General features: G+C 34.3%; 15 protein-coding genes and 1 other annotated feature. Of the genes, 8 read left to right on the forward strand and 7 right to left on the reverse strand.

Annotated elements, in window-relative coordinates; translation table 11 throughout:
• Positions 1-16: 16 nt before the first annotated feature.
• Entirely contained in the window at positions 17-2,278 is a 2,262-nt protein-coding gene (gene dnaX, locus GQ594_RS08115; RefSeq protein WP_160412152.1) for a DNA polymerase III subunit gamma/tau, read from the reverse strand.
• A gap of 552 nt (positions 2,279-2,830) precedes the next feature.
• Between dnaX and GQ594_RS08120 the strand changes: the two genes are divergently transcribed.
• Complete coding sequence (locus GQ594_RS08120; protein WP_160412154.1) at positions 2,831-3,034, forward strand: DUF805 domain-containing protein; 204 nt, start codon at positions 2,831-2,833, stop codon at positions 3,032-3,034.
• A 126-nt stretch (positions 3,035-3,160) separates the two neighbouring features.
• Here GQ594_RS08120 and GQ594_RS08125 read toward each other — a convergent pair whose 3' ends face one another.
• Positions 3,161-3,778 (reverse strand): riboflavin synthase subunit alpha, encoded by a 618-nt coding sequence (locus GQ594_RS08125; protein WP_160412156.1) that lies wholly within the window; start codon positions 3,776-3,778, stop codon positions 3,161-3,163.
• A gap of 190 nt (positions 3,779-3,968) precedes the next feature.
• Between GQ594_RS08125 and crcB the strand changes: the two genes are divergently transcribed.
• Positions 3,969-4,346, forward strand: a complete 378-nt coding sequence (gene crcB, locus GQ594_RS08130; RefSeq protein ID WP_160399730.1) for a fluoride efflux transporter CrcB — start codon at positions 3,969-3,971, stop codon at positions 4,344-4,346.
• Positions 4,347-4,452: 106 nt separating this feature from the next.
• Positions 4,453-4,863 carry a SulA-like leucine-rich domain-containing protein gene (locus tag GQ594_RS08135; RefSeq protein WP_160399729.1) on the forward strand — a complete coding sequence of 137 codons (411 nt, stop codon included), beginning with the start codon at positions 4,453-4,455 and terminating at the stop codon, positions 4,861-4,863.
• Between the two features lie 14 nt (positions 4,864-4,877).
• Here GQ594_RS08135 and GQ594_RS08140 read toward each other — a convergent pair whose 3' ends face one another.
• Together GQ594_RS08140 and GQ594_RS08145 are read right to left on the reverse strand one after the other, a co-directional pair.
• A complete protein-coding gene (locus tag GQ594_RS08140) occupies positions 4,878-6,389 on the reverse strand; it encodes a class I adenylate-forming enzyme family protein (RefSeq protein WP_160412158.1) in 1,512 nt (503 codons plus the stop codon).
• Positions 6,386-7,225 carry an SDR family NAD(P)-dependent oxidoreductase gene (locus GQ594_RS08145; protein ID WP_160399727.1) on the reverse strand — a complete coding sequence of 280 codons (840 nt, stop codon included), beginning with the start codon at positions 7,223-7,225 and terminating at the stop codon, positions 6,386-6,388. The genes GQ594_RS08140 and GQ594_RS08145 overlap by 4 nt, the downstream gene beginning before the upstream one ends.
• Before the next feature lie 971 nt (positions 7,226-8,196).
• Between GQ594_RS08145 and GQ594_RS12045 the strand changes: the two genes are divergently transcribed.
• Together GQ594_RS12045 and GQ594_RS08155 are read left to right on the forward strand one after the other, a co-directional pair.
• A complete protein-coding gene (locus GQ594_RS12045) occupies positions 8,197-8,955 on the forward strand; it encodes a hypothetical protein (RefSeq protein WP_202112534.1) in 759 nt (252 codons plus the stop codon).
• A 53-nt stretch (positions 8,956-9,008) separates the two neighbouring features.
• Entirely contained in the window at positions 9,009-9,332 is a 324-nt protein-coding gene (locus GQ594_RS08155; protein ID WP_160412159.1) for a hypothetical protein, read from the forward strand.
• 89 nt (positions 9,333-9,421) lie between these two features.
• On the opposite strand, the gene GQ594_RS08160 is transcribed toward GQ594_RS08155, so the two are convergent.
• Complete coding sequence (locus GQ594_RS08160; RefSeq protein WP_160412161.1) at positions 9,422-10,318, reverse strand: DUF4261 domain-containing protein; 897 nt, start codon at positions 10,316-10,318, stop codon at positions 9,422-9,424.
• A 116-nt stretch (positions 10,319-10,434) separates the two neighbouring features.
• A complete protein-coding gene (locus GQ594_RS08165) occupies positions 10,435-11,346 on the reverse strand; it encodes a LysR family transcriptional regulator (RefSeq protein ID WP_160412163.1) in 912 nt (303 codons plus the stop codon).
• A 142-nt stretch (positions 11,347-11,488) separates the two neighbouring features.
• On the opposite strand from GQ594_RS08165, the gene GQ594_RS08170 reads away from it, so the two are divergent.
• Positions 11,489-11,890, forward strand: coding sequence for a DoxX family protein (locus GQ594_RS08170; protein WP_160412165.1), 402 nt, complete (start codon positions 11,489-11,491; stop codon positions 11,888-11,890).
• A 211-nt stretch (positions 11,891-12,101) separates the two neighbouring features.
• Here the strand turns inward: GQ594_RS08170 and GQ594_RS08175 are convergent, their stop codons facing one another.
• Positions 12,102-12,653 carry a cysteine hydrolase family protein gene (locus GQ594_RS08175; RefSeq protein WP_160412166.1) on the reverse strand — a complete coding sequence of 184 codons (552 nt, stop codon included), beginning with the start codon at positions 12,651-12,653 and terminating at the stop codon, positions 12,102-12,104.
• Between the two features lie 118 nt (positions 12,654-12,771).
• On the opposite strand from GQ594_RS08175, the gene GQ594_RS08180 reads away from it, so the two are divergent.
• Entirely contained in the window at positions 12,772-13,164 is a 393-nt protein-coding gene (locus GQ594_RS08180; protein ID WP_160399724.1) for an Lrp/AsnC family transcriptional regulator, read from the forward strand.
• Positions 13,165-13,356: 192 nt separating this feature from the next.
• Positions 13,357-13,481 (forward strand) — a sequence feature (His leader region).
• Positions 13,482-13,519: 38 nt separating this feature from the next.
• The gene (gene hisG, locus GQ594_RS08185) at positions 13,520-14,419 is read left to right on the forward strand and encodes an ATP phosphoribosyltransferase (protein ID WP_160399723.1); all 900 of its coding nucleotides are present in this window, start codon (positions 13,520-13,522) and stop codon (positions 14,417-14,419) included.
• Positions 14,420-14,422 lie beyond the last annotated feature (3 nt).

Below are 14,422 nucleotides of genomic sequence, written 5' to 3' on the forward strand. Positions count from 1 at the left end.
AAAAATATGACCATGATTATACAGGACGAACACTTGCTTCATCAATCTTAGCGTCAAAATATCGGCAAATTGTTGCCACTTTTGGATCTTCGGCAACGGCTATCTTTGCCTGCGCAAGTTTTTCTTGGTACAACTCCTCGCGCATTTCGATTGGTGTTTTATAATTTAGATCATCATCAATAATAATATTCACATCAAGCTCTTGATTACGATGTTTACAAAGGGCTTTTTTTACTTTAATCACATTCGATATCGAATTAATCAAATGCTTAACGCTTGAACGCAGGTGCAACACAATCATCCCATCATCTGTTTGTTCAAAAAAAGAGTTAACGACAATTTGCTTAATCAAAGGTGACAAATCCAATTGCTCAATTTCAGCACACCATGCATCCTTTTGAGCCATTTCGGCAATCAACTTTTTAGTCATTTCGGGTGTTTTTTCACCGTTAAGAGACTCACGAAAAGCTTTCGTATCCACAACAAGCTCTTCTTTCATCGGAATTAAGCCACTAGCTTGCCATTGATAATTTTCAGCAGTGATTTCTTCTTCCTCGTCATCATTATCGATACGACTATCACCGCTATCAGTATTGACAGACTCAACAGAAACAGAATTTTGCTTAATCCGCTCAAGTGATGCGTTGATGACTGAACTTTTAGGTTGAGCGGCCTTAGTTGCATCAACCGCTTTAGACTTTTTTGGATTTTGTTCCTCTTTCATCAACTGCATACGCATTTCTAAAATACTCTTAGTCACCGACGAAACCTCATCAGGAATCGCTAAATCATCACCTCCTGATTTAGTCGTTTGTTCAACTTTAGGGCTGGCAACTAACGACTTATCATGCGCAGGTTTAGAAGAAACATGCGGTTGTTCAGGTTCAGATAAAGGCGAACCAAGCGCTGATTGTTGTGCTTCAAGTGAAAAGGGTTTAACGGGCTCTGAATGGTTAACCGAATTATGTCCTAGCTGACTTACTTGTGGTGCCTTTGTAGTTTGTGCTGGTGTTGTTGCATGCGAAATTTGCGTTTGAGAATTAACTGACTTATTACCCTCTGCTTGCTTCGATACATTCGTTTTCCCCATCGTTTGAACTTGAACTTGAGCTTGGGATTGAGTTTGTGATTGATGTTGAGTTTGGGTTTGCGATTGTGGCTGTAGTGCAGTTGGAGGAACAACTGCATCAACGTCCTTTGGCATAAAAGCCAAAGCCCGCAAAAAGCTCATTTCAACACCAATTTTTTTATCGGGAGCAAAAGCAAGCTCTTTACGACCCATTAACAAAATTTGATAAAACAACTGCACATCATTCGGAGCCATATATTGTGCTAAAAAACGGATACGTTCTTCGTTATCGGTATAATCGCCTAATGCGGTTGGCACCACTTGTAATAACGCAATTTGGTGCAATAGCGTAATGGTTTCGGCTAATAAATTGTCCCAATCAGCACCTTGAATTGCCGCAGACTCGATTTGTTGCATTAAGGCATTACCGTCACAATGATGCAATGCTTCGAGCAACGAAAATGGGATCGATTTATCAAGTGTACCAAGCATTACTGATACTGATTCAGCGTCGACTTTACCGTTACCAAGAGCAATGGCTTGATCAGTTAAACTTAGCGCATCGCGCATACTACCATTAGCAGCTTTAGCCAATAGGCCAATGCCTTTAGGATCATGACTAATTTGTTCTAACTGTAAAATATGATCCAGTTGTTTGCTGATTAACGTCGAATCAAGCACATTTAAATGCAAATGCAAACAGCGTGACAAAATAGTAATTGGCAACTTTTGAGGATCAGTAGTTGCCAATAAAAATTTAACATGTTCGGGCGGCTCTTCTAAGGTTTTTAGTAATGCATTAAAGCTACTGCGTGACAGCATATGAACTTCGTCAATCAAGTAGACCTTAAACCGCCCTTTGGTTGGTAAGTATTGAATGTTATCAAGGATTTCGCGCGTGTCTTCGACCTTGGTTCGCGATGCTGCGTCGATTTCGAGCAAATCAACAAATCGCCCTTGCTCAATATCACGACAATTATCACAAACCCCACAAGGCGTTGCCGTAATACCCGTTTCACAATTGAGTCCTTTTGCTAATAAACGTGCAATTGATGTTTTACCCACGCCCCGCGTGCCTGAAAACAAATAAGCATGATGAACACGACCAAGTGATAGAGCATTAGACAAAATTTTAAGGACATGCTCCTGCCCCACTACTTCAGAAAATGATTTTGGTCGCCATTTGCGTGCTAAAACTTGATAACTCATAATCACCATAACTTATTGCCATTGAATTTGGCGCTAATCATACCACAAACCAATAAAATAGTCTTTAAACTGCCGATAATTAATGCAATATTGAACAACAAAAATCTCTCTACAATTAGTCAAAAACTCTACTGTAAAAAATAACCAACTTATTGATAAAGAGCACAAGATAGGATTGAAAAGGATTATTAGGTTGCTTAGTGCCACCCAACTTATTGATTTTAAACAAAAAAAGAAAAATAAAAAACTTCAATAAAATCAATACCTTTCCTGACCGTTTTTTGAGTAATGATTAGATCTTTTTATCTCCTATTTTAAAAAACACTCAAAATTAACAAACTTTCGAATACAATCAACTAAAAGAATATTCGTTAATAAAATACTATTACCTTGCTAATATGAAAATTTGAAATAATCATTATCTTATTATATAGTCGCACAGTTTTTATAAAATAAAAAATACATAAGGAGTATTAAGTATTAAATAAAGCCATTAATTCATGACTTAATGGCTATAAAAAGTATTTTGTTATAAAGGTAATTCAACTCGTAGTGAGTTTGGTTATATTTTTGATTGTTAGCTTCTTAGCAATGTTATCCTACAATGTTAGACGACTACATGATGCAGGAATGAGTGGTTGGTGGTGCCTTGCTTATTTTATCGCTGGAGCAGTTTTAATAGGCGTATCTCTAGTAATGACTCCAACTCCAGGTGCAAACCAATACGGACCAGATCCAAGAACATCATCAAAATAATAAAATCCCCCGCCTTACTAGGTGGGGGTACAGATTATCCTTATATCCAATCCCCCTAATCTTAATTATTTTATCTAACCTTTATTCTAAGTTTTAAAGTAACTTTCATCTTGATATTTTAACGATTTAATTAACCCAATTTTTTGTTGCTAATACTCGCTCAACGGTATCGACAATTGCTTGAGTTTGAGAATCAATTTCGATATTAACTTTGTCCCCAATTTTTTTAGCATCTAATGTGGTAATGGCAAGCGTTTCAGGAATTAGATGAATCTGAAAACAACTATCGTTAACCTTACCAACTGTCAAGCTTGCACCATCAATCCCAATAAAGCCCTTATATAATACATACTTACTAAACTCTACAGGCAACTGTAACATCATTTGGCAATTGGTTGCGGTTTTTTGAATATCAACAATCGTTGCAGTACAAGAAATATGACCAGACATAATATGTCCACCTACTTCATCGCCATATTTTGCACTACGTTCAATATTAACAAAATCATGGACTTTCTTATCGCCTAATGTCGTTAACGCTAAGGTTTCTTGCATAATATCAAACGATACCCAATCTTGCTCAAAACCTGTCACCGTCAAGCAACAACCATCATTAGCAATTGAAGCACCAATTTCAATTTTATTGGCCAATTGATGTGGCAATTTAACTTTATATGTTCTTAATTTATCTTTATCTTCAATATCAATAATCTGACCAACACCTTGCACAATACCTGTAAACATATATAAACCTCAATACTTAATAATACTCAACATTCTATCTCAATCTGCTTAGAATTTCCTATTTCTATTTTCTACTGGTATGATCGCTTCAAATGTTTATGCATCAATTATTATTGATATCGATAGCAAATTCATATTTCAATTTTATAAAATAACTTTTTATTTCAGTATATAAGCAAGGACATATCATATGTTAAAACTGATTTTAGCTATTTCGATCGGTTCGGTGGCGGGTGGTTTGTTGCGTTGGTTTTTATCGCTTAAATTAAATATTATTGCTTTTGCAATTCCGCTAGGCACATTACTGTCTAATTTGGTTGCAGGTTATATTATTGGTTTTGCCATTGCCTTTTTTAACCATTCTAACCTTTCTGCCGAATGGCGTTTGCTTGTGATAACCGGTTTTTGTGGTGGACTATCAACTTTTTCGACTTTTTCAGCCGAAATTGTTAACTTTTTACAAGAAGGTCGAATATCTTGGGGCTTAGCAGCCATATTGATTCATGTAATTGGCTCTGTTTTAATGACATTTTTAGGGATTTTATCGTACCAATATTTGCGATCTTAAAGTGATTTAATTAACAAATAATACAAAAAATAATCACAAATAGAGTTTACAACACCAAAATACTGTATTAATATACACTGTATATAGACACAGTATTGAGGTTATTATGCTAATTGAACATTCATCACAACAACTTATGGCAATTCATTTTGAATCACCTTTTCAACAACTGTTACAGCAACAACGCTCTTTATTAAAATCACTTAATAAAGCCAAAAAATGGCAATTATGGCTTTCTGAACGCCCAATGTTAAAACGTTCATGGATTAATACTGCAGGGTTAGACAAACAAAAAGTTGTTCATTTAAGTAATTTAAAAAACGAAAATCTAATATCGACAATAGAAAAGGCACTACGAAGCCAAACCTGCAGTTATATCGTTGCGTGCATCAACGATCTTAATGAACAAGACAAACAACGATTACAACAAGCCGTATTATCAAGTAATACCTGCCTACTTTTAGTTAACGACGAACAACCAAATGAACAACACGGACAGCCAATTCAATATCATTAAATTACAAAATATGACTAACAAGACAAATACAGTTGAGTTAGTCGTTTTCGATCAACTTTACCGATCTTTGTCATAGGTAATTGATCGATAATATTGATCTTTTTCGGCATTTGATAACGGGCAATTTGAGACTTTAACCAACAAAATAGTACTGTTTCGGTTAATTTACTATTAGGTACTAAAACAACAAAAGCCACTAACCGTTGCCCAAATTCTGTATCAGGAACACTAATAACAGCGGTATCTTTAATTTCAAGATGCGATAGTAAATGTTGCTCTAGTTCAAACGGATAAACGTTTTCCCCACCTGAAACAATCATATCATCTACTCGACCTTTTAGATAATAAAATCCCTCAGCATCTTTATCAGCCAAATCCCCAGTTGCAACCCAACGCTTGCCCAACGTTGACCAAGCACATTTGATATAAAGCTCCTTTTTATCTTCTTTTGCTACTAATTTAGCGCAAAGCCCTTTAAGTGGCCTACCTATTGTCGTTGGCTTGATAGCTAAATCATCGGGAGTGGCAATCATACAAACGCCAGCTTCAGACGTGCCATACAAATTGAATAAAACCTTACCAAGCTGATCTAATGTTTGTTTAACCAACATCGCAGTAATCGGTGCTCCACCAGTAATAATACAACTCAGGCTTTTAAGTTGATCAACAGAATATGTCAACATTCGATTTAACATTAAAGGCACCAATGTCACCACTTCAATTTGATTATCAGCAATTAATTGACATGATCTTTTAGCTTCAAATCGCCTAGTTAAAAACATGGTTGCCCCTAATAATACCGACATACATAAAGTCGCTATACCAAAACCATGATAAATCGGTGTAGCAATATAGATTTTTTTATAATGGCTAAGTTTCAATTTTACTAATAACTGCAAAAATGGACGCATAAAATTCTGCGCTTTACTGCTACGCCCTGCCATCTTAAAGCGCCCCGTTGTACCACTGGTTAAAACTGTCACCTTAGCAAAGTGCGTCACTTTAATTTTAGTTTGAGGCGTTAACGGCAAAGCGGTTAATAATGAATAAACAGAAGTTTGGCTTTCATGATAAGTTGGCAAGCTGTTTTTTATAGGTGGTAGCGCAGTAACATCAGGATCATAAATGACCCAATCAAATTGCACATTATTGCTAATATCATTAACTTGTGCCGCCGATAGCTCAGTATTTAATAAATAAATATCAGCCCCAAGCCTTGCCACTGCAAATAAAGCATGAACCAAAATTGTGTGATTACTTGCCATAATAGCGACTTTTTGATGAGGTTTAATACCACAATGTAACGCTAATTGCATTGCCAAATGTTGAGATTGACAATAAAGTGTGCGGTAATTAATACAAACACCATCTTGGCTAATCGCAATTTGCTCAGGGCAAAGTCTTTGGCGAATATATAGCAAAGCCATTAAATTCATACCAACAAGACGAATACTAGTAAATAAATACCTAATGCCTTTAAAGGTCAATAATTGCGTTTTATACAAAGCTAAAATCGATTTTATCATTGTTTTTTCTTAATATAATAATAATTTAATTTGCACCAAACGCCGTTAAAAATAACAGAAGCCAGTTGCCCCAAAATCGCCCACCATGGTTTATATTGACGTTTTTTGGTAACAAGCAAACGACTAATAATAGTTGCCGCTTGGTTAGGTTGCAATGCAGGAAGTTTTTTATAGATTTTAGTCGGCGCTATCATTCGGGTTTTAACTAAAGGCAAATAAGCTGTCGAAACGGCTATCTGCTGGTTTTCAAACTCGCTACTAGCACAACGTAGCCACTGGTCAAAAGCGGTTTTAGATGCTTGATAAGCCGCCCAATTAACTGTTGGTGCTAACAAAACGTTTATTGCCGAAACATTAACAATGTGCCCTTTCGCTTGTTGTAATTTAGGAACTAATGCCAAACACAATTTAACGGGAGCCAAATAGTTTAGCTTAATGGTTCTTTCAAAATCATGCATACGATCTAACGATTGCATAATTGGGCGGCAAATTGATATACCTGCGTTATTAATAAAGACATCAACATGATAAGGTTCTAAATAAGTAATAAAACTATCTAACTGTTTAGCATCACGCAAATCGGCACTAAACAGTGCAACTTTTGCTTTTTTGTTTGATAACGATTGCTTAATGAATTGCAATTTATCTGCTGTTCTAGCCACTAAAATCAGTTGACACTCAATATCAGCCAAAAGATAACATAACGCCTCACCAACTCCAAAACTAGCGCCAGTAATAATAATTGTTTTATGTTGTAAAGACTGTGTTAACTGGCAAAAATTGGGCTTGCGTATAGGGAAAAGGAGATAATTAAGCAATTCAATCAAAATCTTCATCGGTCAATAATTAATATTTTAACGTAACAGTATAAAATTAATGCTAAACAAGTCAATATGATAGATATTTTAACAAAAGCCGACAGCACAACAAATCATTGCCATAGGAATAAAAATTGGAAATATAATCCTCCCCACTAATATCAAATGATATTTATTTCATGATTTGTTTTAAATGATATGCTTATTGGTTTTGACAATAAATATTGTTCAGACAACGTATTGGCTTGCTTATAAGCCATCCCTTTGGTTGTAAATAGCACTTGATAATAGCCATCTTCTAAAACCAAATTTGATTTATCCTTTTCAAGGAATTTTTTATCACCTAATGTTTTTTTGAAGATAAAATTGGTATACCGAGCAGTAATTTCACCATCTATATTTTCTTGATAAAAAGTGATTGATACACTTTTAACATAATTCTTATATTCGGTTAAAAATTCACGATAAATTTTGAGTTTCTGTAACGCATCTGGACTAGTAAATTGGTATGAATATTGTTTGGATTCGGCAATAATACCGGTGTTTTCATCGGCTTTTAATTTTATAATAACGTCTTTGTTCGGTAAAATATTTTTATACGCACATCCACAAAGGCTAAAAATAAGGATAAGAATAAAAACAAATTTTTTCGTTATATCTTTTCTATTTTAAGTATCGGGATGGAAATGAATTATTATTCTATGTAATCCATTTTTCTATAAACCTATTAAACTTTACAGTAAAATTATCACTTAACAATATGAGTAGTTAAATTACTTTAAATTTTCAACTAAATTTTAGTGCTATTTGCCTAGTTTGTTTACTGATTTTACATACTGTATCATCGATTTAGACAACAAAAATCAATTTAACCTAACAATTCATCTCAAAAAAGAATAAAATTCATTAAATATTATCGAAAACAGGGAAATATTTTTGCCAGATCGCCCTTAAATTAATCGCAAAAGAATAGTGCTAAGTAGGAACAGATGAATACACCCCAAAAATGGTTAAGATTTTTAATTAATGAGGATTGCACATTTGAACAATTATTGGACAATCTTGAGCAGACCTTCAACAGTACATTCACCTATAAAAATGACAGTAGCATAGCTAAGGCTAAATTAGATGATTTTACAATAATGGTTCATGACAAAATCGATCGTATTTTTGATATTGCTCTTCGTCCAACTTATATTCTTAGTTTTATGATTGCAAGAGATAAATGCCTTAATTGTCACGTTGAAGAGCATATTCAAACAACTTTAACCTCTCATGGTATCACTTATCAACAATCACAAGTAAAAGATCTTGCCTATCCCATTGAACTTCCTTTTTGGCAAGCACCCAACAATGATCTTGTTATAAAATCTAGCGGCGATAAGTTAACCGCCTATTGTAAAATATGGTACAAACCAGCAAAATATTCTAAATTTACAGGAATATTTCAGTTTTCTGATGTTTGGGCAATGCGTTTTGAACGAAACAAACAGCTTGCTTACTATAGCCATTGTGATGGTGATGATTTTAATGCTTGTTATTGGATTATTCCAGAATCATCATGGCTTGAACAATTAAAAAATGAACGACAATCCCATTTTCCTGATTGGCAACATTATGATTGTGGTGATTATTGGCATTATATTGTTCAAAGCGATAAATTTTATGTAGAGGTCATCGCAAAACAAATCGAAATATCAAAAAAACAATTAAATGGAATCTTTTTAGCAAAAAAATTAATCATTTAAAATTTTTTATAAACAATTTTATACAAACAAACAGAAAACAACGATATCACTTTTTGCTTCATAGCAAATGGAAAAAATTTTCCAGTAATATTAAACATCTTGATAACCATTTAAATCACTATTGTGTAAAAATTGATAACAATACTTTTGAGGCATTTAATCAAATAGTAAAACATTATTCGATTAAATCAGGCTACTACTATGATGCCAATACTAAAGGAATAGAAATATCGACAACTTGCTTAGATTGCATTTGTGATGATAGCCTGCTTATTTGCACTGATAACAATATTGCATTCTATTTCCATCATGATGGGTGGTTATGGTTTTGCCAAGTTAAACAATCGGAAAATAATCTATTTAGTGGTAGCCTATAATGATGAAAGAAATTAGCATAAACTAAAACGCCTATTTAAAATTAGGCGTTTTAGTTTATTAGATTGCTTTTTTAACACGTTGCTATTTATCAGATTGAGTTATTATTAATTTCAACCACCAAAACATAGCCTGTATCTTTTAAAAAATACTCATCACCTTTAGGTGCACGTAGTGACATTATTTTATTATCCCCTACTTCCATAGTATCTCCTGGTACCATTGTTGCACCACTATCACGCAAATACTGTAGAATATTACCAAACATATCAAAATAGTATTCGCCCTCATCATGGGTATTTGCCAATACAGCAAAATCTGGCAAACAAAAAACACTGGCACCATAGGTACGCATCCAAACACCTTTAACGTTTTCGACATCATATTTAACAAAACCACAAAAAAACGTCGGTAAACAATAACATAAACTATTAATACCATCTTTATCTGCGATTAGTTTATGAATAACATTAACAGGCAAAGAAGTATGGCCATTAGGATTAATCACCGCTAAGGCATTAAATGGCTCAAAACAAGCTGCTACATAAGTTAAAGCTAAATATTGCTCAAGCACATCTTGGTCATATCCCACATAATATAAAAGCAAATGGCTATCGTTATGACGAATTTGTTCTTTAAGCTCCTGACTATAATGAGCAGGAGTAACACACTCCTCTAAAATATCAACAGGATAAGGTGCATTAATACCAAACAGCTTTACCACATGCTTTCCCCAACCTACTAAGGCATAAGATCCCTCATCCAACTGCCCAAAAGGAGTTTGATATTGTGCGTTTTTTAGCGTGGGATTTAACTTACGCAGCGAATCTAACAAATCACTTTCATTAAAGTTGACCGAACCTTTAAATACAATACTTAACGATAATGCTTCTTTAATATTGGTATTTTCGATCAATACATCATCTGCTTGGCAAAGTTGAGACTGCGGTTGGGACTTTTTGCCAAACAAGCGTGAAAATAAACTCATTTCTAATTCCTTATTTATTATTCATTTATTTTATTAAAATTGATATTAAATCTAATTGTATTATTTCAATAAATTATATGATTTCAGAAAATATTTCAAATAATAACTATTATTTTTTAGTTAACAGACCATTGATAATCATTTAGTTCACTAACTAAAAAATCAATTAAACAACGAGTTCGAAGTGGTAACAATTTACGACTTGGATAAACTGCATAAATATTCAAATCCTCAATATTGTAATCCAACAAAACACGCACCAATCGCCCTATTTTTAGGTCTTGACCAATAATAAAATCAGGTTGCAACGAAATACCTCCGCCTTGTAACATAATTTGGCGACAAGTATCACCATTATTACAATAGACATTCGCTTTTAAGTTAACTGACTGACGGGTATTACCTTTATAAAAGTGCCATTGCTCTTTTTTAGCCCACTGACTATACATCACAATTTTATGATTGAACAAATCGTTAGGATCATTCGGCATGCCATACTTAGCAATATAATCAGGCGACGCGGCGGCGATAATTTGCGTAGTGGCCAACTTACGACAAATCAGCGACGAACTTTCTAACTGGCCTATTCGAACAGCAAGATCGTAACCCTCTTCAAGCAAATCAACCACACGATCTGATAATGTAATATCTAGTTCAATTTTGGGATATTTATCGATAAAATTTTGCCATAAAGGTGCCAAGTGCAAAATACCAAAACTCACAGGCACATTAACCCGAAGAATACCTTGAGGACTTGCTTGATCTAAAGTGAGGTTATTTTCAGCTTCTATAGTGGCATTAATAATGGCTTTAGCTTGCAAATAAAAAATTTGCCCTTCGTGAGTAATAACCATTTTGCGAGTGGTTCGTTGCAATAACCGAACTTGCAAGCGATCTTCTAATGCTTGAATATAACGTGACACCGCCTGCTTAGACATATTTAACTTAATTGCCGCATCAACAAAGCTACTACAATCAACCACCGCCACAAAAACCGTCATTTCTAGTAATTTGTTAGATCTATCCATTTGCTTTCACCTACACAAATCAATTGTTCCATTTATTATGACAATAAATCACATAATAGCTTATTTATCTACAAAATAATAACCATTATGATAAACAAACAGTAATAATTGATCGTAATAATCAACCTATAGGACATCAAAAATGAAATACTACCAAATAGATCTAGCTTCGCTAATATTACGAATTGCATTAGGTGTTATGTTTTTAGCGCATGGTTTCACCAAACTATTTGTCTTTACTCCAACAGGCACCGCACAATATTTTCAATCACTTGGCTTTCCAAGTTTTGTAGGTTACTTAACAATTATGTTTGAAATTGGTGGTGGTCTATTATTACTTTTAGGCATTTTAACGCGCATTATTAGTTTATTAGCAGTGATTCAAATGACTGTTATTACATTTATTCACTCGGTGAATGGCTGGTCATTTAGTAATTCAGGTGGCGGTTGGGAATACCCAGCTTTTATGGCCCTCACTGCACTTAGTTTAGTGTTGTTGGGGAGTGGTCGATTTAGTGTGTTGCCTAAGTATATTGCATATTAGTGAGGATATTAGCTGTTTTTTGACAAAACACCCAAAAAATACCAATAAAATCAACGTCTTTCCTGAATAGTTTTTGGGTGGGGAATATCGCCTTTTTTAGATGATTAGAATAAATTAGGTGTAGGATTTTAGGACGTTTGTTATGCTATCACTTTTGTGGCATCCATTAGCCATAATCATTTAATCATAATACGATAATTTATCAAATAATCTATTTGGTTTGAATAAACGTTTCACAACTTATAACCGATGCAAAATTGCTTAAGGCAGACATAAAACTATTATGTACCACTTGGAATGGAATCGTTTTACCGTCAAATTCAAGATCACGAGTTGTACAAGCGTCATGAATTAATATCGGTTGATAACCAAGTTCAGATGCGTGACGTGTTGTTGAGTCAACACACATATGGCTCATCATTCCACAAATAACAAGTTGTTGAATCTGTTCTTGTTGTAATTTTTGTTGTAACTCTGTTTGATAAAAACTGTTAGGAAATGCTTTTTTTACAAGATATTCATGCAAGTTACCAAGCTGTAACAAACTTGGGTGAATTTCAGCACCTAAACTTCCGTTAGCAAAAAAATCAGCATGAGGATCGGGTTTTATATGCTGGATATAAAAGATTGGGAGTTGTTGTGATCTAAAGTGTTTTTGTAGTTTTAAGGTATTTTGTAATGTTAATTCTGTATTGTTTAAAGTAAATTTACCCGTTGGGAAATAGTCATTTTGTACGTCGATAATTATTAACCCTTGTTTCATTGTTTTGTCCTTAAATTATGTTTGAGTTGATAATTATGCGATAATTACGCTATCTGTTACATAACGAATTGAAAGTATTATTACTTAGCTACTTTCAATATGAAAAAGATGAGCAAGTATGGATAAAAAAGATCGCGCTATTTTAGATGAACTTAAAAAAAATAGTCGCCAATCATGGAAAGAAATTGGCGAAAAAGTATTTTTGTCAGGACAGGCTGTTGGACAGCGAGTTCAAGAATTGTATGATAGTCATATTATTGAAAAATTTACTATTAAAGAAAAAACAAATCAGCTTCAGTTTATTACAATTTATATGAATTCAAATCAATTCACCTTGTTCGAAAACATGGTCATGTCGTTTAAGGAAATCATCGAATTTTATAAAATCACAGGCGATGGGTGTTATTTTATAAAAAGTGAATTTACAGACCAAAATTTAATCCACTTTTTAGACAAGCTTGAGCACTATTGCCGTTATAAAGTTAGTCATCAGTCAAAAGTGATTCGATAATGCTATTTTAAAGATTTACATCTAAACTTGTTTACTATTTTTATATAAAAATTTTTAAATAAAAATCAAAAAAAAGTTGCGAGCATGTAAATTCTGTTATATTTTGTTCAGTAGCTTTAATTATCAACTCAGTTAAAGGTTTTTTATTTTTATGAATTGTTTTTGCGTTTTTATTACTAATGCTATTAGTACACATCATCACCGTCATTCCTGAATAGTCTTCGGGCGATTGGTGCTGGAAGACGTTGATCTTCCGGTGATATCGCAAAAGCAAGCAGAGAACCCTCGGAAGATCAAACTTCCGAGGGTTTTTTGTTTGTGGTTTATAAATTTTTAGATAACTTTGGAGAAAGATATGTTGGATAATTCGCGTTTACGCATTGCAATGCAAAAGTCAGGTCGATTAAGTGACGAATCAAAAAAGTTACTTGCTCAATGTGGTATTAAAATTAATCTTCAAGAACAACGTTTGATCGCTTTTGCCGAAAATATGCCAATTGATATCTTGCGTGTTCGTGATGACGATATCCCCGGATTGGTTATTGATGGTGTTGTCGATATTGGGATTGTCGGCGAAAATGTTTTAGAAGAAGAAGTATTAGATAGGCAGGCCGAAGGCGAAGATCCACAATTTAAAAAATTGCGCAGTTTAGATTTTGGTGGCTGTCGGTTGTCGATCGCTGCACCTCGTGATTTTGAATATTCTGGACCAGAATGTTTAAATGATTTGCGTATTGCCACCACTTACCCTCATCTGCTCCGCCGTTATCTTGCTCAATATAATGTTACCTTTAAGACCTGTTTGCTGAATGGTTCGGTCGAAGTTGCCCCTAGAGCAGGGCTTGCTGATGTTATTTGTGATTTGGTGTCTAGCGGTGCAACGCTTGAGGCCAATGGACTAAAAGAGATCGAAGTTATCTATAAATCCAAAGCCTGCTTAATTCAACGTCAAGGCGAAATGCCACCAATAAAACAGGCGTTAATCGATAAAATCATGACACGCATTCAAGGCGTTATTCAGGCTCGCGAATCGAAATATATTATGCTCCACGCCCCTACCGCTGTTTTGGAAGATATTGTTGCCTTATTACCGGGTGCAGAAAACCCTACTATTTTGCCTCTCACTGGTGAGCAAAATCGTGTTGCATTACATATGGTGAGTAGTGAGTCTCTATTTTGGGAAACCATGGAAGAGTTAAAAGCATTAGGCGCAAGTTCAATTCTTGTATTACCAATTGAAAAAATGATGGAGTAATAA

This window comes from Gilliamella sp. Pra-s52, from assembly GCF_009795805.1.
Classification (GTDB): domain Bacteria; phylum Pseudomonadota; class Gammaproteobacteria; order Enterobacterales; family Orbaceae; genus Gilliamella.

Excerpts from the sequence above, each read along its gene's own strand:
- dnaX (WP_160412152.1), bottom strand. The coding sequence starts at position 2,278 with ATGAGTTATCAAGTTTTAGCACGCAAATGGCGACCAAAATCATTTTCT.
- GQ594_RS08125 (WP_160412156.1), bottom strand. The coding sequence starts at position 3,778 with ATGTTTACAGGTATTGTGCAAGGTGTTGGTCAGATTATTGATATTGAA.
- crcB (WP_160399730.1), top strand. The coding sequence starts at position 3,969 with ATGTTAAAACTGATTTTAGCTATTTCGATCGGTTCGGTGGCGGGTGGT.
- GQ594_RS08135 (WP_160399729.1), top strand. The coding sequence starts at position 4,453 with ATGCTAATTGAACATTCATCACAACAACTTATGGCAATTCATTTTGAA.
- GQ594_RS08140 (WP_160412158.1), bottom strand. The coding sequence starts at position 6,389 with ATGATAAAATCGATTTTAGCTTTGTATAAAACGCAATTATTGACCTTT.
- GQ594_RS08145 (WP_160399727.1), bottom strand. The coding sequence starts at position 7,225 with ATGAAGATTTTGATTGAATTGCTTAATTATCTCCTTTTCCCTATACGC.
- GQ594_RS12045 (WP_202112534.1), top strand. The coding sequence starts at position 8,197 with ATGAATACACCCCAAAAATGGTTAAGATTTTTAATTAATGAGGATTGC.
- GQ594_RS08160 (WP_160412161.1), bottom strand. The coding sequence starts at position 10,318 with ATGAGTTTATTTTCACGCTTGTTTGGCAAAAAGTCCCAACCGCAGTCT.
- GQ594_RS08165 (WP_160412163.1), bottom strand. The coding sequence starts at position 11,346 with ATGGATAGATCTAACAAATTACTAGAAATGACGGTTTTTGTGGCGGTG.
- GQ594_RS08170 (WP_160412165.1), top strand. The coding sequence starts at position 11,489 with ATGAAATACTACCAAATAGATCTAGCTTCGCTAATATTACGAATTGCA.
- GQ594_RS08175 (WP_160412166.1), bottom strand. The coding sequence starts at position 12,653 with ATGAAACAAGGGTTAATAATTATCGACGTACAAAATGACTATTTCCCA.
- GQ594_RS08180 (WP_160399724.1), top strand. The coding sequence starts at position 12,772 with ATGGATAAAAAAGATCGCGCTATTTTAGATGAACTTAAAAAAAATAGT.
- hisG (WP_160399723.1), top strand. The coding sequence starts at position 13,520 with ATGTTGGATAATTCGCGTTTACGCATTGCAATGCAAAAGTCAGGTCGA.